An 18,776-nucleotide genomic window follows, 5' to 3' on the forward strand; every position below is an offset into this window, starting at 1 on the left:
TCCTCGTTTTCTTTCCTCTTACTATGAAAATAACAAGAGAAAAGTGGCAGACGGACTTTTCTGAATGGTTCGACTGGGTACTAAAAGAAGGTGAATTCTACGATTATGGGAGATATCCAGTCAAAGGAGTAGGAGTTTGGTTACCCTACGGTTTCAAAATAAGAAGGGCTGTAACTGACTTAATTAGGAACTTACTTGATTCCACGGGACATGAGGAAGTACTATTCCCAATGCTTATCCCAGAAGATCTGTTGCGTAGGGAGTCGGAGCACATAAGGGGTTTTGAGAGTGAGGTATACTGGGTAACAAAGGGAGGTAAGGATGACCTAGACGTTAAATTAGCGTTGAGACCTACTAGTGAAACTTCAATTACCTTCATGGAGTCTCTGTGGATAAGTAGTTACAAGCAACTACCTAAGAAATATTACCAAATAGTGAGCGTTTTCCGATATGAGACCAAAGCTACGAGACCCATGATAAGGCTCAGGGAGTTAACTACTTTCAAAGAAGCGCATACTCTACACGAGACTTATGAAGACGCCGAAAGACAAGTCAAAGAGGCAGTAGAAATCTACAAAAAGTTTTTCGATGAACTAGGAATTCCTTATGTCATATCGAAGAGGCCAGATTGGGATAAGTTTGCAGGTGCTGTTTACACTATTGCGTTCGATACGATAATGCCAGACTCGAGGGTTATGCAAATAGGTACGGTACATCATCTAGGACAACACTTTACAAAAGTGTTCGACTTCAAGATACAAAAGAAAGATGGTTCATTAGACTATCCTCATCAAACAAGTTATGGGATTTCAGACAGGGTGATCGCTGCGTTAATCGCCCTTAACGGAGACGATCACGGCCCGGTCTTGAATCCTAAAATAGCACCTATAAAAGTAGTAATAATTCCTATACCCGCTAAAGATGATGAAACTAATAAGAAAATCACAGATTATTGTGACGGCATTGCGGAGGAATTAAATAAGAACTCAATAAACGCAGTCATTGATAAAAACCCTGAGAAGACACCCGGCGAGAAGTTTTATATCTGGGAATTAAAGGGTGTCCCCTTAAGGATAGAGATAGGGCAAAGAGAGGTAAACAATAACATGGTATATATTAAAAGGAGAGATACATTACAAGGCATTTCGATAGGGAGAAGTGAATTAGTGCAAAAAGTTTCCGAGCTCCTAATGAAGATCTCGGAAGATTTGAAGAAAAATGCTTGGGAAATGATGAAGAGTAAAATAATATATACAGACGATCTAGATGAAGCTAAAAAGACGTTAGAAAATAGGTCTGGTATAGTAGAAGTACCATGGTGTGGGGAGAACGATTGTGGTTTGAAACTTCAAGAGCTTACTAACAGTAGGGTGTTAGGTTCTCCTTACGATTCAGCAAGAGATGTTTCAAATAAGTCGTGTGTGGTTTGTAAAAAACCAGCTAAGGATACCCTCAGGCTAGCAAAAACTTATTAAAAGGAGTGACATGGTTAAATTAAGGGTGTTAATTTTTGCCTAAGAAAAGAGAGAATAGAGGTAGAAGGAAAGGCGATAAGGGGCATGTAGGTTATATTTCTTGCGACCAATGTGGTGCTAGAGTACCAGAGGATAAGGCAATATGTGTAACTAAACCGTACAGTCCAGTAGACCCTGCTTTAGCAGCTGAACTAGAGAAGAAAGGAGCTATTATAATGAGATATCCGGTAACGAAGTGTTATTGTGTTAATTGTGCGGTTTACTTAGGTATTATAAAGATTAGACCTGAAGAAGAAAGGAAACAAAAGGCAAAACTTTATTGAGCTCCCCAGGTCCTCTTTTGACAAAGTTTTTTAAATTTACTTTGCTCATCTCTTTTTATGAGACTTTATGAGTTAAGTTTTTATGAGATTGAGAGTTTTTTCTATAAATTAGCTGAACTCAGGGATATCCTTAAAGATGAAAATCTGTTGACAATATCCCCAATTCTTGAGAAAGGTGATGTAGTTCAGGGCACATCAATGGTAAGGCACGCTTTTCCTATATTTCAGAAAGGTGGAGTAGTAATGGATGTAACTAACGTCACACAAGCTCAAATAGCTGAAGATGCTGGAGCTACTGCTGTGATGGTCTTAGACAAGCTACCCTACGACGTGAGGAAAAGTGGCGGTGTAGCGAGAATGGCTGATCCAAAAATTATTGAGGAAGTAATGAACTCTATTACGATACCCGTTATGGCAAAGGTAAGGATAGGGCATTATTATGAAGCTAAGGTGCTAGAAGCACTAGGAGTAGATATGATAGACGAGAGCGAAGTCCTTACACCTGCTGACGAGGAACATCACATAAACAAATGGGAATTCAAAGTACCCTTCGTTAACGGTGCGAGAAGTTTAGGAGAAGCCTTGAGGAGAATTAGTGAGGGAGCATCAATGATCAGAACTAAAGGTGAAGCCGGAACTGGAAACGTAAGTGAAGCTGTAAAGCACATGAAAATAATAAACAATGAGATAGCCCAATTGGTGTCGATGAATGAAGAGGACAGATTAAAGAAATCTAGGGAGTTACAAGTTCCTTATCAATTAGTAGAACTAACTGTTAAGCTCAAGAGGTTACCGGTTGTCAACTTTGCTGCTGGAGGAATAGCTACACCTGCTGATGCTGCCCTAATGATGTGGTTAGGTGCCGACGGTGTTTTCGTAGGCTCTGGAATATTTAAGAGTTCAGACCCAGATATGAGGGCTAAAGCAGTAGTTTTGGCCACTGCCAACTGGGAGGACCCTGAAATTGTGTTAGAGGCACAAAAAATGATAAGCGAAAGCAAGAGTATGATGGGTATTGATATAAAGTCACTTAAGCCAGAGGAGTTGCTGCAAATAAGAGGGAGTTAAGTATGAAAATAGGAATTCTTGCTTATCAAGGTAGTTTTGAAGAGCATGCATTACAGTTAAAGAGAGCAATGATAAAACTGAACGTTAGTGGAGATATACTTCCGGTTAAAAAAACAGGGGATCTGAAACAAGTTGACGGATTAATTATACCAGGTGGAGAGAGTACAACTATTGGAATTATAGCTCAGAAGCTTGGTGTCTTAGACGATTTAAAAAGTAAGATCACTGAAGGTACACCGGTGTTAGGGACTTGTGCCGGTGCTATAATGTTAGCTAAAGACGTCACAGACGCAAAGGTCTCCAAAAAGTCACAGCCTCTGATAGGGGAAATGAATATTCAAGTTATAAGGAATTATTACGGAAGACAGAGGGAGAGCTTTGAGGCGACTTTAGATTTCTCAGTTATAGGTGGCGGAAAAGGTAGGGTAGTATTCATTAGGGCTCCAGCAATCGTGAAGACGTGGGGAGAGGCTAAGTCTTTAATAACACTACAAGGTGTTACGGTAATGGCTGAGGAGAGAAATATGATTGCCACTACTTTCCATCCTGAACTATCGAATACTACAATCGTTCATGAGTACTTTCTCGATCACGTCAAGAGATAATTTATTATTTTTCCACTCACTAATTTGAAGTAGGGTATTATTAGTTGCCTCCGAAAGATCTATTACCTGATAAGTCCGCACTAATTCATGGTATATCGAAATACGTAGCGGAACAGAGGCTTTATGGTAACATCCTAATTCACAAAATATTACTTAACGAGTTAGAAAGAGATGCAAGGGAAGGTTTAGTTTCAGCTGAAATAGCATTAGAAGAAGTTTCAAGGTTAAAAGAACTTAGTGAAGAGTTGTTAGTAAGTTTCGAGATAGTAGGTGATGAAGGAAGATACTCTTCTGTGAATGAGGGTTTACGTGAGTATTGCTTAAGAAGGAGTTGTACGATCGTTACAGCTGATGCGATACAGCAGAGGTTGGCTGAAAGCCTAGGAATTGATGTAATTTTACTTACACCAGATGTTACTTCGCTTACAATCGATAAGTTGTTTGACGAAAACACTATGAGTGTACATTTAAAAGAGGGGACAACCCCAAAAGCCAAAAAGGGTAAACCAGGAAACTGGCAGTTCGTTGAACTGTCGCCTAATATTCTTACTGGTCACGAGATCAAAAAGATCGTCAATGAAATTCTTTCCGCTGTTGATTACGTTAAAGACTCTTTTATTGAAATTGAGAGAAAAGGTTCGACAATAATCCAGTTAGGTAATTATAGGATAGTGATAATCAGACCTCCTCTAAGTGATGGGTGGGAGGTTACAATTACCAGACCTGTGGCTAGAAAGAGGTTAGAAGATTACAACCTTAATGAGAAGTTATTATTGAGGTTGAGAGATAGAGCTGAAGGAATACTTATAGCCGGCTCACCAGGAATGGGTAAGACTACTTTCGCCCAAGCACTTGCGGAATTTTACATGAGGATGAATAAAGTAGTTAAAACAATAGAATCTCCGCGTGATATGCACTTACCTCCCGAGATAACACAGTATTCAAAGAACTATGCTGAAGTAGGTGAGCTACACGACATATTATTGCTTAGTAGACCCGATTATACTGTTTATGATGAGATGAGAAATGATGAGGACTTTAAACTCTACATCGATTTAAGACTAGCAGGAATAGGGATGATAGGAGTTGTCCACGCCACTTCTCCAATCGACGCAATTCACAGGTTTATTAATAGAGTCGATATAGGTACAATTCCTAATATTCTGGATACGATAGTTTTCATCCACTCGGGGAATGTAGCCAAGGTATATAGTCTGGACATGACTGTGAAAGTCCCGACTGGATTAAAGGAGGCTGACCTAGCCAGACCCGTTGTAGAGGTAAAAGATTTACTTACGGATAGAGTTGAGTACGAAATTTACGTGTTCGGTGAACAGACCATGATAGTACCCGTGGCTAGTATAACAGCAAAAGCCGGAAATTCTATACAAAGAAGATTAGAGAACTTAATTAGCAACATAATTCCCTCTGCCTCGGTCACCTATGAAAATGGGGAGTACGTTATAACAATACCGAAGGAAGGAATAGGACTGTTTAATAAACGTGTAGTTACTAAGTTAAAGAAATATGAAAAGAAATATGGTATAAAGACTAGGATTAGATTCCCAGAATGATTACATAAAGAAATCCAAGGTTTTGCTCAATTTGGCGTCTACATATCTCACCAAGTCGTCAAAAGTAAGACCTATACTTAGTGTCTCCATATCAACAACGTAATTACCAATCTCTGTCTTTCTAAGGCTGTCGAATTTAACAAAACGTAGTTCTTTATCGATTTTAGCTCCGATGAACAATTCGCCTCCGCTCCTCCTTGCAAATTCCTTTATTCCTTCAGCTTGTTCCCGTTCAATGTAAATTCTACTTCCGTTTTTTCTACTCTTCATTTCAATGAGAATTATGACACCGGATTTCATGGCTACTATATCAGGTACGTGGTCTTTTCTCTTAGCTCCGCTTGCAGGTGCTCTAATAACGGCAAAGCCCCTATCTCTAAGTTTGGAAACAATATACCTCTCTAAAGAAGTGCCCCTACTTTTATTTGAAGTCACAAAAGAATATAATAAAAATTTAGGATTTAGGTTTTCCTCTCAGAGATATTTCCCTTACTTCTCTTCCAACTTTCTCTTCTAAGCTATTTTCTAGTTCTTGAACCCCTTTAACAAGGGTCGGAGCCCCCTTTCCGTATTCTTCTATCCACTGATTAGCAAACTCACCAGATCTTATCCTATCTAAAACCTCTTTCATCCTCTTCTTTACACTTTCGTCTATGACATATTTGCCAGCAGTCAGACCTCCGTATTTTGCTGTGTCAGACACTGCTTTGAACATCCCACTGAACCCTTTTTCATAGATTAAGTCAACAATCATCTTCATTTCGTTTATAGTCTCGTAATATGCAATTTCAGGCTGGTATCCCGCCTCTACTAGGACCTGGAAAGCTGACCTCATTAGTTGTGTTATTCCGCCTACTAAGTCTACTTGTTCACCGAAGAGGTCTGTTTCAGTCTCTTCTTTAAAGGTAGTCTCTATAACACCAGCTCTAGTAGCTCCTAAAGCTTTAGCTATAGCTAATGCTTTCTCTAACGCTTTACCAGAATAGTTCTGGTGAACTGCAACTAATGCAGGGACTCCTCCTCCTTTCACGAAGTATTCTCTTACTATTGGTCCTGGTCCTTTAGGTGCTATCATATATACATCCACATCCTTAGGTGGTTCGATCAACCTATAGTGTATGTTAAATCCGTGAGCGAAAACTAAGTCATTCCCGCTTCTTAGATGTGGCTTTACTCTTTCAAGGTATACAGTCCTTTGAACCATATCTGGCAAGAGGAATATTATTATGTCAGCGTTCTTTACAGCATCTTCAGTATGCATTGGGTTAAATCCGTCTTTTTTAGCTTGTTCCCATGATTTTCCTTCTCTTTCTAGTCCTACTAAGACTTTTAGCCCAGAGTCTCTAAGATTTAGTGCCCAAGCATGACCTTGGCTTCCGTAACCTAATACTGCTATTGTTTTGTCTTTTATAGGTTCTAAGCTTGCGTCTTTATCAGTATATATTTTTACCACTTACAATCCCCCAACTTAGTGTAGTTACTTTTGAGAATGAGGGTTTAAAAACTACTATGTCATATTCTTTCGCTTCAAAAGGTTCTCCTCTAACTACAGACCCATCTCGTTTTATGACATATGTCGTAACTACAGCATCTTCTAATACCTCTACTTTCTCTACGTCTACTGTTTTGCTTAAGTTTTGTATTGCTATATCAAAATTGTTAGTATAGGGTACTCCTAGATAAATCTCGTATAGTCCGTCGTCTGAAACTTTCCTACCTTGGATCCAGTTAATATCCATTAGCAGTTTTCTGAACGCACCAGCTACTCTCTCTATATAACCTGGATCCCTATAGTAACCAATTACTCTAACTACCTTTTCTTGGGTCACGTAGGATCACCTGCTTTAGTCTTCCACCTGGAGGTAAAGTGGGTAAGGCTAATTCTTCTTTGTCTATGGGCACTCTTATTACTGCTGGCATATCTTCTCTAATGGCAGCTTTTATCGATTTCTCTATTTCTTCATAACTTGTAGCATTATAACCCAGTGCTCCGAAAGCCTCTGCTAACTTGACGAAGTCTGGTGATGGTCCATAGTCTACTCCTACTACTCGGCGGTTAAAGAACAAGTCTTGTACTTGTCTCACCAGCCCTAATGTTCTGTTATCAAATACTATAGATATTACTGGGATATGCTCGTCAACAGCCGTTGCTAAATTGGTTCCAGTCATTAAGAATGAGCCGTCTCCGTCAAGGTCTACTACCACTTTATCAGGTTTTGCCAGTTTTGCGCCCATTGCAGCAGGTAGTCCGAATCCCATCGTTCCCATTCCTGTTGAAGACAAAAACGTTCTTGGCTCTAGTACTTCCCAAAACACTTCAGCCCACATTTGATGTTGCCCCACACCGGTCGTAACAATTGCATCCCTAGGTATTGCATTCCTTATGGTCTTTAGAACTTTCCAGGGTTTTAATTTATTCGGCTCATCGTGAAAGTAAAACTGGGCATAGTATTCTTTGTACTCTTTCAATCTCTTTAGCCACGCACTATGATCATTCTTCATTCCTAACTCAATTACAGCTTTTGTCAGTTCCTTCAGTAAGATCTTAGCATCTCCCACTAGGTTTACGTCTACCTTTATAGCCCTCTCTCCATCTGAAGGGTCAATGTTTATCATAATGAACTTCTTCCTAGTTTCGATCATTTCATCGTATGACGTTATTGTCCTATCACTAAATCTGGCTCCCACTACTAACATCGCATCCGATTCCAGCGCTGCCATTGACGCTTCAGCTCTTCCGTAATACCCCATAGGTCCAAAGTATAATGGGTGATCGTGAGGTATCGCTGATTTACCGGGGAATGTTGAGATTATTGGCATATGAAGTAGTTCTGCGAGTTCCAAAACTTCTTGTATGGCGTTAGACCAAACTACTCCAGTTCCAGCAAGTATTATGGGTCTTTCAGCGTTTATCAGGATCTCGGCAGCTTTCTTTAGCTTCTGTCTGTCTATTATTGTCGGGAACTCTTTGTAACCCCTTACAATAGGCTTCTCTGGCCACTTAACCTCGTCCATTTTCTCATAGAATATATCTCTTGGAATATCAACTACAACAGGGCCAGGTCTTCCTGTCGTGGCTATATAAAACGCATTTTTAACCCATATAGGAATTTCTTCGATTTTCTTTACTTCCACCACGTATTTTGTAATGTGTTCAAATATACCCATTACATCAGCTTCTTGGAATGCCATTTTTCCAATTGAGGATCTGGGTACTTGTCCGGTTATCGCTATTACTGGTGATGAGTCCCAATAGGCAGTTATTAAGCCAGTTACAAGGTTTGTAGTTCCGGGACCTGAGGTTGCCGTGCATACTCCGGGTACTCCGGAGGCTCTTGCGTAACCGTCGGCAGCGTGAGCGGCAGCTTGTTCGTGTCTCATTAGAACGTGTCTAAGTTCTCCATTTTGTATGTCTTCGAGAAAGGCGTCATATATTTGCATGTTTGATAATCCTGGTATACCGAAGATTACCTTTACACCTTCTCTTTTTAGAGAATCGACTAGAATTCTAGCACCACTTGGCATAATCACACACCCCTAATAGAAGTAGGTTGTATGATAGAATACTCAAATACATTCTTTCTCCTATTTTCTCTTTTGATCGAGAATTTAGGAGAAAATTTAGTCGATTTGGAGGGTACAGTCACCTATCATCTTTTTCACAAACAGAAGTGAATGAGTTTTAGATTTTTAAATATTACTGTAATTCTTTTCACTTAACTTCTTCGAATTATAAATACTTTTTATTTTTTCTATGATTTGTTTGTGATTATTAATATCCCCCCACATCTCTAAACAGTTTACATTACCTACATATAACCAAGTGTTTCCGAAATGAACTCTGCGATCATCAACAAACAAAATCTCCTCAGGTTTGATCTCAATTTTCTTCGACTGTCTAAGCAAGGAGATTATATGGCTTATGTAAATGAATTTGAAAGGATACTCTCTTGAGACTATCAGATCGAAATAGTTCTTCAGCTTAAGTGTTGACAACACAATTTCGGTCTTTTCAGGAATGTTCCACGTTGCTAATACGAGATAAAAACCCATGTCTTTGAGTTCTTGAAGAGTTTCTCTTACGCCAGGAAATAAAATTACCTTACTTCCACTTGAGTCCTCTAAGCTATTCTCGTTAACTAATTTTAGAGGGGGTTTAAGGTTGGATATATTAGGGTGATCCCATAGGGTCTTGTCCGCGTCAAACACTACTACTTTTATCATCTGTCTTTACATCTGGTGGATAAGTATAATAAATTATTTTGCCATCGTGATAATCTCTAATTAGTACCTTTGCTGCTTCGTCAATATTAGGTTCTTTTGTGGTCTTGTATATCCACCCGCGCTTTAGTGCTAGTTTGTTTAAGAAATCGTAATAGTCGGAATAATCAAGTTTGTAAACGTTTTTAATCACATTAGGGTCAAATTGCTGTATTCTGTCAAAGAGAAGCTTCGCAGCTCTTACCGGGTCTTCTAGCTTGTCCACGTTAATCCCCCTTATAATTCGCTCTAATTCATTCCCGTCTGGTGGAATAATTCCCGGTGTATCCCATATGTATAATCTTGAGTCAACTCGGAAGAGTTGAACGGCTTTAGTATAACCATAGCTCATTGGAAACTTTGAGGTTGTTGCCGAGTGTCTCCCTTTTAGTGCGTTTATTATAGACGATTTACCCGTTTTAGGATATCCTACGAGTACAACTATTCCTTCTTGTTTTCCACCTAAAAGTTCCTTGATTTTATCCCTAAGGACTTTAGTACCTAAGTGACCGGTTGCGGATATGTAAACTGTTGGTATTTCATCCTTTCTTTCTATGTACTCTTTCCATTTCTGTAACACGTCTAACGGAATTAGGTCTCCTTTATTGATAACTATAAGAAGTTTTTTATCTTTTCTTCTAGATATATCTTCTATTTTCCTTGATCTAGTAAGGTCAGGTTCACGTGAGTCTACCACTTCAACTACTACGTCGGACTTATTAATGAGGGCAAGAACTTTCCTTATCATTCACTTTATTTTTGGTGGTTAAGGTATTAATAATATGCCAATTGGAAATATGGTAACATTCGATAAGGGCTCCTTTGATGGGACTATTGATTATGACTTCTTTACTACATCTACGAAACTTAGCACATCCCTAAAAGAATTTACATACGTTATAAATGTCGACAGTAAACCGGAGAAGGTTTATATAATCTTTAACATAGAGCGGGACAAAAACGTAGAGCCAAAGTGGAGACTCTGGTTAAACGATTTTTCATTAACTAAGGAGTTCAGACCTAACATAGAAGTAGAGAACGGAAGTAGAAAAATTTCGTCGATAATCTATGACATTTCCCCTTTAGTTAAACTAGGTAGGAACGAATTTCTCATCACGTATAAAGGTATCCACGAGATTTCACTGGATAGTATAGGTCACGTTGTGTTCTACAGAGCGGAAAAGTTTGAAACTAAATATGATCTGATGGCTGGGATTCTGGTCTTGAAGCCTGGGGAGGAAATGAAGTTTAACTGTTATGGAGAATGCCACTTAATAGCTAAGAATGTGGGTAAGAATGCTAGATTATTTGTAGATAGTTACCTAATAACGAGCGAAAACGAAGTTGAAGAGATTACTATGAGAAAACAAGGAGACATTTACGTTAGGTATATGTCCGAAAGTAACTCAAGATCCCTAGCTTATATTTACAATTTTTACAGTATTAATTATAAGATCCCTAGCATAATCCTTAACGTCGATCCTAAAGTAGATAAAGATTCTCTAAATGTGATAATTACTAACTTAAGCGAGATAGAACTAGATAAAGTTATAGTGAACGTTCTCTTTAACGGGCTTTCTATTAGTTACAAAATGTTTAACGACGTAAAAATTTCAGACACGCTAGATATTAAAGTAGGTTTACCTCTAAACAAGAAAGGTAATTTGGTAATAAGGGCAGTAGGTATAAAAAGTGGTTTTAGGAAGACATTTGACAAATCTTTAACTATTTGATTGAATATGGCACGTTAAACTAGAGCCTAACAGGCAAACTTCCTAGTATAAAAGCTATTATTGTTCCTAATGCATACACTTTCATCACACTCCTAGCCTTGGAAGAGTTTTCTATAGTCTCTTTAAGGAGGACAACGTAAATTAATAGGAAATCTAAGATTAAAATCGAAATGAGATATATTATATTAAAGCCTAACCAATAGGGAAGAGGAGACGTTATTATTAACCCTACTAAAATTGCCTTAGAGACTTTCCAAGCTTTGCTTATCCCTAACCTTACAGCTAGAGTCCTCACGTTATTAGCCTTATCTCCTTCATAATCCTCAATTCCTTTTATGAATTCTCTAGACAAAGTGAAGAAGAATATGTACAGAGTGGGGATCGAGACCAAATAAAGCCAATTTCCAGTAAAGTATGCCAGACCCCCGTAGAAGGCTGATAAAGCTGATGTTAAAGCTACTATCAAGTTACCTATTAGCCCGCTTTTCTTCAAGGAAGCCGCATATTCGAATAATAAGATCACCGTAATCAAGGCTACTAATGCAGGAAAGATACCAAGAATAAGGGACAAAAGTATTCCCGATATTGATGTTGCATAGGCCAAGTTTTTCGCAGTTTGTAGGCTGACAATTCCTGAAGGTATAGGTCTGTAGGGTTTGTTTATACGATCTATTTCCACGTCATACACGTCGTTGATTACATAACCACCAGCAGCGACGAGAGCAACGACTAAAGAGGAAATTATCATCCGGACTGGGATTATATGCCATTCTGAAGCTACTAAATAGCCCATTAGTGCTGACAATGCGGAACCTATAACGTTATGTATCCTCACTAATTGTAGATAAGGTTTTATTGACATAATCGAATAAATTAGATTGAAAGGATTCTTATAAGGTGAACTAATGTCATCACAAGACGACATAAATATTGCAATAAAGTACTTCAAGAACGTAATTTCAGTAGGGGAAATATTAGCTGTCAGAGAGTTGAAGGCACTAGGGGTTAAAGAGCCCGAGGCTACGATAGCTAAATTAATTGAAATGGGGGTTATTGAGAAAGGCGAAGGTTGTTATAATCTAGTGAGAAATAGGAGTGAGACTCCTCCTGACAAAAAGTGAGTGTAAGTCGAACTCCTCGTTTGCATATAGGGTTTTTCCGTTAAAAACTGTAAAACCGAATTTCAAAGCCAAGCTCCAAACTTTCTCAGCCAGAGATAATATGTTCTGTTGCTTTCTGATCTCTTTCGATAACTTTTTGAATTTTTCTCTATGTTCTTTTTCATCCCCTTCGTATACTATCTTCTTTATTGAGGGTAAAATTTCGGATATAGAGAAGATACCACCTCCAGTGAATATTTTTATTAATCCCAATACGTCTCCAATACCTCTTCTAACATAGGTCGGTTTTGGTCTAGGTATACCCCCACCATGTTTTTCTATTATTTTCTTATTAATTTCTGGGATAAAATTTTCAGGATTTTTATAACCCATCGCTCCTATCAGCGTTCCGTAAGGTAAGGGAACTATCCATGAAAAGCCTGCTTTATTTCTATCATCAAAGAAGACTTCAATTGCTTCCGAGTCTATGGGCTCTGTTAAATATTCGATAGCTTTCACCCATTTGGCATCGCCTTTCCACCCTGAGGCATTGATCACAAGTCCTTCTATCTTCTCTCCATTACAGATTACCGCAGACTCGTTAACGATTTTTGCATCACTTTTTAACCTTAAGCTAACGTTCTCCGACAAATACTTTTCTAAATTAACTCTGTTAAGTCTCACTACATTTGTTCTAATTTCAATTACCTTGTTCTTATAATGAAGAAGAATTGTCTTGAATTCTCTATCTAAAAACTCTTTAGACACATTTAATTTCTCAAATGTTGACCTACTAATTATTCCAGTGCATTTCTTTCCTACTGAATACCTTCTGTCAAAAACAACTGGGCTTACGTCCTTTACATGATATGCGGTAAGTAACCCAGCTATTCCTCCTCCTACTATCAGAACTCGGATGATCTATCAGCCTCATTCATAGTATATTTTTTTGCCTTTAATTGCTCTACTATATATTGGAAGGCTCTCTTAGGATCTGTGTGTGCACCACATGAATACACGTCAACAGTAGCGAAGTTATATTCGGGCCACGTGTGTATTGTAACGTGACTTTCAAGTACAATCGCTACAACACTAACACCATCACCTATCTTCCACGACTTTATGTCTAAAAGTGTCATATTCCCTATTGTTACAGCGTCTTTGACAATCTTCTCCAAAGCTTCCCTGTCTTTTAAGATATTAGGGTCACACTCGTATAATGATCCGTAAACTTGCTTTCCTATTACCTTAGGTGTGCTTATTACCCCCATCATACCCTAACCCCCCATTTTTAAAGGGGTGTTCGCTTATTTTTAAATTTTTAACCCTATTTTTACCTTATAAGTAGGTCAAGTTTTTAATGAGAATTTCACATATGATCAGCTGATCATAAATTGGCTATAAGAAGACTTGTCCTTGATGTTTTAAAGCCTATTAGGGGGACTTCGTTAGTAGACCTAGCCGAGAAGGTCGCTTCCTTAGAGGGGATAGAGGGGGTAAACATCAGCGTTACCGATATGGACGTGGAGACAATGGGATTGATGATAGTGATTGAAGGGACTAACATAAACTTTGAAGAAGTTAAGCAAACCCTTGAGAACCAAGGCTGTGCTATTCATAGTATTGACGAGGTGGTAAGCGGAACTAAAATGGTTGAAGGCAGAGTGAAAGAGAAATGATATGCAATGTATGTAAAGCTAGAGAAGCAGAGGTATACCAACCACATAGTGGTAAGAGACTTTGTAGAAAGTGCTTCATTGAAGATGTGAGGGCGAGGGTGAAGGAGGAGAGTTTAAAGATAGGTCTAGATAAGGCAAACAAAATACTTCTTGCAGTGTCTGGAGGCAAAGACAGTTACGTATTAGCGGACACTTTGGTGTCGTTTATAGATCCTCAAAAGTTAATTGCTTACAACATAATTGAGGGGATTCATGGTTATAACAGAAGAGAGCAAATTGAGCAGTTAAGAAAATACCTTTCCTCTCTCGGAATTGAATTAATAGAAGACAGCTTCAAGCAGAGTGTAGGTTATACGTTAGATGAAATGATGAAATATTCCATCGGTAAGGGGTTAAACGTATCAGCTTGTACTTTTTGCGGAGGCTTTAGGAGGAAATTAATTAATAATGCAGGTAGAGCGGTTTCTGCTGATTACGTAGCTACCGGTCATAATCTGGATGACGAAGTTCAGGCTATAATAATTAATTTAATTAGGGGCGACTTGCTCAGGTTGATAAGGTTTGCAGACAAACCCATAAAATTGAGTTCGAAATTCGTCCTGAGGGTAAAACCGTTAAGGAAGGTCTATGAGTGGGAGACTACACTTTATGCTTATTATAGCGGTTACCAGTTCCAAGAACTAGAATGCCCTTACATATCTACAAGACCGACGTTGAGAGCCAAAGTGAGGGAGCTCCTTTACATGCTAGAGGATAAAAAACCTGGTACATTATTGACTATTCTTGAGGAGTTCGACAAACTAGCTGAGAAGGTTAGAAATCAGACACAGTTAAAAGAAGAGTTACCTACGTGTAAGATTTGTGGGGAGCCAACCAGCTACGGAAGGGAAATATGTAAGAACTGTGAACTCTTGATATCCGCTGGTTTGTTAAATTATCACCAGAACTTGCCTATGTCGTAAACATTTTCCTCTACGCCTTTTCTCTTGTTTGCGGCTAAAGCCATTGCAAAGAGTAGTGAGGAAAGTCTATTCAAATACGTAATTATCATTTTGTTCATTTCCGGAAGTTCCTTAGAATATTTTACAGTATTCCTTTCTATTCGCCTGCATACGCTCCTAGTTATGTGGATGAGCGAGGCTTCTTCAGAACCTCCCGGTATTACAAATAACCTAACCGGTCCGGTTTCCTTCCTATAAGCTACAGTCCTATCCTCGAGCCACTTTACGTAGTCCAAAGTTATTCTCTTCTTTACACCGTTAGTTGAGAGGTCTTCTCCTATCTCAAATAACGTGTATTGAACTTTCTTGATGTCGTTTTTCATGTCCTCCCAAGGTAGTTTTGAAACTAAATAACCTAAGTACGAATTTAGTTCGTCTAAATCTCCTAATAGATTAACCAAAGGGGAATCTTTACCGACTCTTTTGTTAATTACATTAGTGGAACCATCGTCGCCTTCTCTAGTAAACACAGTATACTTTAAATATCTACAATATATAGCTCTTTTGGTGACCTTTATATCAGCACCTAAAAGGTTTTCTGATTTTCTTAATGAGATCTCTCAAAAATGGCAGAAAGCTTGGGAGGATGCAAAACTCTTTGAGGCTAATCCGGATTCTTCCCGTAAAAAATTCTACACGACAGTTGCATTTCCTTATCCCAACTCTCCCTTTCATTTAGGTCACGGTAGGACTTATGTAACATGTGATATATACGCCAGATTTATGAGAATGAGGGGCTATAACGTACTTTTTCCCATGGGCTTCCATTATACTGGAACACCCATTATAGCTATGGCCGATGACGTAGCGAAAGGCGACAAAGAGCTAATAGACATCTTTAAGAATATATATGAGATACCTGATGACGTAATTTCTAAACTGGTAGACCCGTTATTTATGGCCAATTACTTCAAAGAGGAAATTAAGAAAGCGATGAGAGAAATCGGTCTCAGCATAGACTGGAGAAGGGAGTTTACTACAATAGACCCCGAGTTCTCTGCGTTCATAGTCTGGCAGTTTAATAAGCTTCAGCAAAAGGGTTTCATAGTTAGGGATACACACCCGGTAGGTTGGTGTCCTGTTCATCATATCCCCGTAGGTATGCATGATACAAAAGGAGACATGGAACCCGAAATAGGAGAGTTTACGGTTATCTACTTTGAGTCCGACTTAGGTATCTTTCCTGCAGCGACTTTGAGACCTGAGACTGTATTCGGGGCAGTCGCGATCTGGATTAATCCTGACGTCAATTACTCAATAGTCGAAATAGATGGTAAGAAGTTTATTATGAGTGAAAGGGCTGCATTTAAGATTTCCTTCCAGATCGATAATGTCAAAACGATAACTACTTTGAAAGGTTCAGAACTAACCAAACATAATGCTACAAATCCAATCACTGGTAAAACAATCCCGATATTGGGTGCGGACTTCGTAGATCCAATGACCGGCACTGGAGTAGTAATGAGTGTCCCAGCTCACGCACCTTTTGACTACTTTTACCTCAAGAAGGTTAAGCAGGACTTACCTGTAATATCCATAATTACGGTTGAAGGGCAGGGTGATGCGTTAGCTAAAGAAGCAGTGGATAAGACTAATCCCAAAAGCAAGGAGGACTTAGAAAAACTAACGGAACAAGTGTATAGAACGGAATACAATAAGGGCAGAATGAAAGAGAATATCGTTGAGTTGACTAGACCTGAATTCAGGGAGAGCGTTAAGGGATTAGTGGGTTTAAGTGTACCAGACGCGAGGCAGAAGATAACTGAGTTCCTGATAGAGAAGAAACTTGGAAGGAAAATTTATGAGATAATGAATAGACCGGTCTATTGTAGGTGCGGTAACGAGGTCGTAGTAAAGATTCTAAAAGATCAGTGGTTCTTAGATTATGGCAACCTTCAGTGGAAAGCCCTAGCTAAGAAATTAATATCTAAAATGAATTTCATACCTCCTGAGGCCCGTAAAGACTTTGAGTTTGTAGCGGACTGGTTACAGAAAAGGGCTTGTGCAAGGACAAGAGGATTAGGAACTCCCTTACCTTGGGATAAGAAGTGGATCATTGAGAGCTTAAGTGATTCAACTATTTATATGGCCTATTATACAGTAGCTCACCTTATAAAGAAATACGGACTCAAGCCTTCACAACTTACTTTGGACTTTTGGGACTATGTAATGTTAGGACAAGGTGACCCTCTCTCTGTTTCGAATTCTACCGGAATTCCGAAAGAAGTGATTGAGGAAATGAGAAAAGAATTTACGTATTGGTACCCGCTAGACGTAAGGCACAGTGGTAAGGACTTAATACCTAATCATTTATCTTTCTTCATCTTCAACCACGCTGCAATATTCCCAGAAGAATTATGGCCTAAAGCTATCGCTGTAAACGGGTTCGTTCTTCTAGAAGGTAAAAAGATGAGTAAATCATTAAGAAACATTATTCCTCTGAGAAAAGCTATAAGAATGTACGGAGCAGATGTTGTTAGGATTGCTCTAACATCTACTGCCGATATGGGCTCCGACGTGAACTTCAGTGATAGCTATGCTAAATCCGTAGCAGACGCGTTAAGGAACTTTTACGATTTAATTGAGAAGGTAGATGGATTCAAGGGAGGTGAAGAAAGCTTTCCAGAGAAGTGGATTAAGAATAAGTTCAACCAGATGGTGATAAACGCTACTAAATATCTTGAGAACTTAGACCTGAGAAATGCCCTAAACGAACTGCTCTATAACTTCTCTTCTTATCTGAACGAGTATATGGAAATGGTAAGGGCTGAAGAGAAGGAACCTAATGGAAAATTAGTAAAGGAGATTCTGGAGGTATGGATCAAGATGATTTCGCCCTTTGCTCCTCACTTTGCTGAAGAAGTATGGCACAAGTTGGGACATGAGACTTTCGTTAGCGTAGAGAAATGGCCTGAGATACCCGAGACTTCAGTAGATATGTTAGTCGACTTAATTCATGAATATCATAAGAAAGTTCTTGAAGATATTCAGTCGATATTAAACGTGTATAAAGGAACTCCAAAAGTTGTTCGTATATTCGTGGCAACACCTCATGAACTTTCGTTATTAAGAAGTGCATTAGAGGTAGTATCAAGAGGAGGAAGTATGAAAGAGTTTATAGAGAAGAATAAGACGCAAGAGAAATTCGACGCTAAGTTGTACCAAAAAATATTCGAGGAAGCAAGAAGTTTAGATGATAAGATGCGTAAACTTGTTCTTGGGCATGACTTTAACGAAGAAGAAATACTAAGAGAAGGCGCTAATTACCTTAAGTACAAACTTGGCGGTAAAGAGATCGAGATAAGGAGCATTAAAGAAATGGACAAAAGCAAGTATAAGAAAGACGCATTACCGTTGAAACCAGCTATATTTATCGAATAAGTTTAACTGTACTTTTTTCTATCTCAACTTTTCCGGAAGTTTTTAGGAATGCGAGTTCGTTTCTGACGTAATCTTTACTGACCCTCAGCTTAAACGAGATAATATCTACTAATTCTTTTACGGTCATGGTTCCTCCGTTTTCGTTTAAAAGGTTTAGGATTTCCTGATCGATTCTGGTCATTGGCCTCTCGATTAGCTTGCCCTCTTTAACCTGGAAAGTGATAACTTCTCCATCTAGTAATATTTTATATAAGTTATTTCCGATCCTTTCTACGGTCGCTATGTCACAATTAATGTTAAAGACCTTAGCAGACGTAACGAGTCTGAACTTCAGCGGTATTTCACTGACTTTTTCCGCCTCAAAGACCAAGTTTTCTGAGTCGTTATCGCAAAGCATCTTGAATTTGATCTCGTATGGGTAAAACTCCCACTTAATTTTGTCAAAGTTGATTATACAAGGCTTTTTTCCCTCGGCGTATAACTTTTCAGCGGCGTTAATTACTATTACCAAATTAACCCCATAGTAATAGCTCTTAATTAGCCTTGGTTTCTGAAGAATCCTTTCGAGTATATCCAT

General features: G+C 38.8%; 21 protein-coding genes. 10 read left to right on the forward strand and 11 right to left on the reverse strand.

Annotation, left to right across the window (positions count from 1 at the left end; translation table 11 throughout):
* Nucleotides 1-23: 23 nt before the first annotated feature.
* The 5 genes from proS to D1868_RS05130 are packed head-to-tail and all read left to right on the forward strand — an operon-like array spanning nucleotide 24 to nucleotide 5,045.
* Nucleotides 24-1,475: a proline--tRNA ligase gene (gene proS / locus D1868_RS05110; RefSeq protein ID WP_156006189.1), complete on the forward strand. Its 1,452-nt coding sequence runs from the start codon at nucleotides 24-26 to the stop codon at nucleotides 1,473-1,475.
* A gap of 35 nt (nucleotides 1,476-1,510) precedes the next feature.
* Entirely contained in the window at nucleotides 1,511-1,798 is a 288-nt protein-coding gene (locus D1868_RS05115) for a 30S ribosomal protein S26e (RefSeq protein WP_156006191.1), read from the forward strand.
* Nucleotides 1,799-1,855: 57 nt separating this feature from the next.
* Entirely contained in the window at nucleotides 1,856-2,866 is a 1,011-nt protein-coding gene (gene pdxS / locus D1868_RS05120) for a pyridoxal 5'-phosphate synthase lyase subunit PdxS (protein ID WP_156006193.1), read from the forward strand.
* 2 nt (nucleotides 2,867-2,868) lie between these two features.
* On the forward strand, nucleotides 2,869-3,471 hold the full coding sequence (gene pdxT / locus D1868_RS05125; protein ID WP_156006195.1) for a pyridoxal 5'-phosphate synthase glutaminase subunit PdxT: 603 nt from the start codon (nucleotides 2,869-2,871) through the stop codon (nucleotides 3,469-3,471).
* A 44-nt stretch (nucleotides 3,472-3,515) separates the two neighbouring features.
* Complete coding sequence (locus tag D1868_RS05130; protein ID WP_156006197.1) at nucleotides 3,516-5,045, forward strand: holliday junction branch migration ATPase PINA; 1,530 nt, start codon at nucleotides 3,516-3,518, stop codon at nucleotides 5,043-5,045.
* Here the strand turns inward: D1868_RS05130 and hjc are convergent, their stop codons facing one another.
* The 6 genes from hjc to D1868_RS05160 all read right to left on the reverse strand — a co-directional run bounded on the left by hjc (nucleotide 5,046) and on the right by D1868_RS05160 (nucleotide 10,053).
* On the reverse strand, nucleotides 5,046-5,480 hold the full coding sequence (hjc, locus tag D1868_RS05135) for a Holliday junction resolvase Hjc (RefSeq protein ID WP_156006199.1): 435 nt from the start codon (nucleotides 5,478-5,480) through the stop codon (nucleotides 5,046-5,048). It lies immediately after the preceding gene.
* A 19-nt stretch (nucleotides 5,481-5,499) separates the two neighbouring features.
* Nucleotides 5,500-6,498 carry a ketol-acid reductoisomerase gene (ilvC, locus tag D1868_RS05140; RefSeq protein WP_156006201.1) on the reverse strand — a complete coding sequence of 333 codons (999 nt, stop codon included), beginning with the start codon at nucleotides 6,496-6,498 and terminating at the stop codon, nucleotides 5,500-5,502.
* Nucleotides 6,479-6,874 carry an ACT domain-containing protein gene (locus D1868_RS05145; RefSeq protein ID WP_156006203.1) on the reverse strand — a complete coding sequence of 132 codons (396 nt, stop codon included), beginning with the start codon at nucleotides 6,872-6,874 and terminating at the stop codon, nucleotides 6,479-6,481. The genes ilvC and D1868_RS05145 overlap by 20 nt, the downstream gene beginning before the upstream one ends.
* Complete coding sequence (locus D1868_RS05150) at nucleotides 6,852-8,570, reverse strand: acetolactate synthase large subunit (protein ID WP_156006205.1); 1,719 nt, start codon at nucleotides 8,568-8,570, stop codon at nucleotides 6,852-6,854. Before D1868_RS05150 ends, D1868_RS05145 begins: the two co-directional genes overlap by 23 nt.
* 165 nt (nucleotides 8,571-8,735) lie before the next feature.
* Nucleotides 8,736-9,269 (reverse strand): magnesium-dependent phosphatase-1, encoded by a 534-nt coding sequence (locus D1868_RS05155; protein WP_156006207.1) that lies wholly within the window; start codon nucleotides 9,267-9,269, stop codon nucleotides 8,736-8,738.
* A complete protein-coding gene (locus tag D1868_RS05160; protein WP_156006209.1) occupies nucleotides 9,247-10,053 on the reverse strand; it encodes a GTPase in 807 nt (268 codons plus the stop codon). Before D1868_RS05160 ends, D1868_RS05155 begins: the two co-directional genes overlap by 23 nt.
* A gap of 34 nt (nucleotides 10,054-10,087) precedes the next feature.
* Between D1868_RS05160 and D1868_RS05165 the strand changes: the two genes are divergently transcribed.
* Complete coding sequence (locus D1868_RS05165) at nucleotides 10,088-11,038, forward strand: hypothetical protein (protein ID WP_156006211.1); 951 nt, start codon at nucleotides 10,088-10,090, stop codon at nucleotides 11,036-11,038.
* A gap of 19 nt (nucleotides 11,039-11,057) precedes the next feature.
* Here the strand turns inward: D1868_RS05165 and D1868_RS05170 are convergent, their stop codons facing one another.
* Nucleotides 11,058-11,900: a UbiA family prenyltransferase gene (locus tag D1868_RS05170; protein WP_156006213.1), complete on the reverse strand. Its 843-nt coding sequence runs from the start codon at nucleotides 11,898-11,900 to the stop codon at nucleotides 11,058-11,060.
* A 43-nt stretch (nucleotides 11,901-11,943) separates the two neighbouring features.
* On the opposite strand from D1868_RS05170, the gene D1868_RS05175 reads away from it, so the two are divergent.
* The gene (locus D1868_RS05175) at nucleotides 11,944-12,159 is read left to right on the forward strand and encodes a PolB1-binding protein PBP2 family protein (protein WP_156006215.1); all 216 of its coding nucleotides are present in this window, start codon (nucleotides 11,944-11,946) and stop codon (nucleotides 12,157-12,159) included.
* On the opposite strand, the gene D1868_RS05180 is transcribed toward D1868_RS05175, so the two are convergent.
* The gene (locus D1868_RS05180) at nucleotides 12,118-13,029 is read right to left on the reverse strand and encodes an NAD(P)/FAD-dependent oxidoreductase (RefSeq protein ID WP_156006217.1); all 912 of its coding nucleotides are present in this window, start codon (nucleotides 13,027-13,029) and stop codon (nucleotides 12,118-12,120) included. The two genes, D1868_RS05175 and D1868_RS05180, sit on opposite strands and share 42 nt — an antisense overlap.
* Before the next feature lie 14 nt (nucleotides 13,030-13,043).
* A complete protein-coding gene (gene speD / locus D1868_RS05185; protein ID WP_196770281.1) occupies nucleotides 13,044-13,412 on the reverse strand; it encodes an adenosylmethionine decarboxylase in 369 nt (122 codons plus the stop codon).
* Nucleotides 13,413-13,532: 120 nt separating this feature from the next.
* Between speD and D1868_RS05190 the strand changes: the two genes are divergently transcribed.
* Entirely contained in the window at nucleotides 13,533-13,817 is a 285-nt protein-coding gene (locus D1868_RS05190; RefSeq protein WP_156006219.1) for a DUF211 domain-containing protein, read from the forward strand.
* Nucleotides 13,814-14,779, forward strand: a complete 966-nt coding sequence (locus tag D1868_RS05195; protein WP_156006221.1) for a TIGR00269 family protein — start codon at nucleotides 13,814-13,816, stop codon at nucleotides 14,777-14,779. The genes D1868_RS05190 and D1868_RS05195 overlap by 4 nt, the downstream gene beginning before the upstream one ends.
* On the opposite strand, the gene D1868_RS05200 is transcribed toward D1868_RS05195, so the two are convergent.
* Complete coding sequence (locus tag D1868_RS05200) at nucleotides 14,755-15,288, reverse strand: cob(I)yrinic acid a,c-diamide adenosyltransferase (RefSeq protein WP_156006223.1); 534 nt, start codon at nucleotides 15,286-15,288, stop codon at nucleotides 14,755-14,757. The genes D1868_RS05195 and D1868_RS05200 overlap by 25 nt on opposite strands.
* Before the next feature lie 37 nt (nucleotides 15,289-15,325).
* Here D1868_RS05200 and leuS point away from each other — a divergent pair, with 37 nt between their 5' ends.
* On the forward strand, nucleotides 15,326-18,199 hold the full coding sequence (gene leuS, locus D1868_RS05205) for a leucine--tRNA ligase (protein WP_231112472.1): 2,874 nt from the start codon (nucleotides 15,326-15,328) through the stop codon (nucleotides 18,197-18,199).
* Here leuS and D1868_RS05210 read toward each other — a convergent pair.
* Nucleotides 18,189-18,776 carry a hypothetical protein gene (locus D1868_RS05210; protein ID WP_156006227.1) on the reverse strand — a complete coding sequence of 196 codons (588 nt, stop codon included), beginning with the start codon at nucleotides 18,774-18,776 and terminating at the stop codon, nucleotides 18,189-18,191. The genes leuS and D1868_RS05210 overlap by 11 nt on opposite strands.

This window comes from Stygiolobus azoricus, assembly GCF_009729035.1.
GTDB lineage: Archaea > Thermoproteota > Thermoprotei_A > Sulfolobales > Sulfolobaceae > Stygiolobus > Stygiolobus azoricus.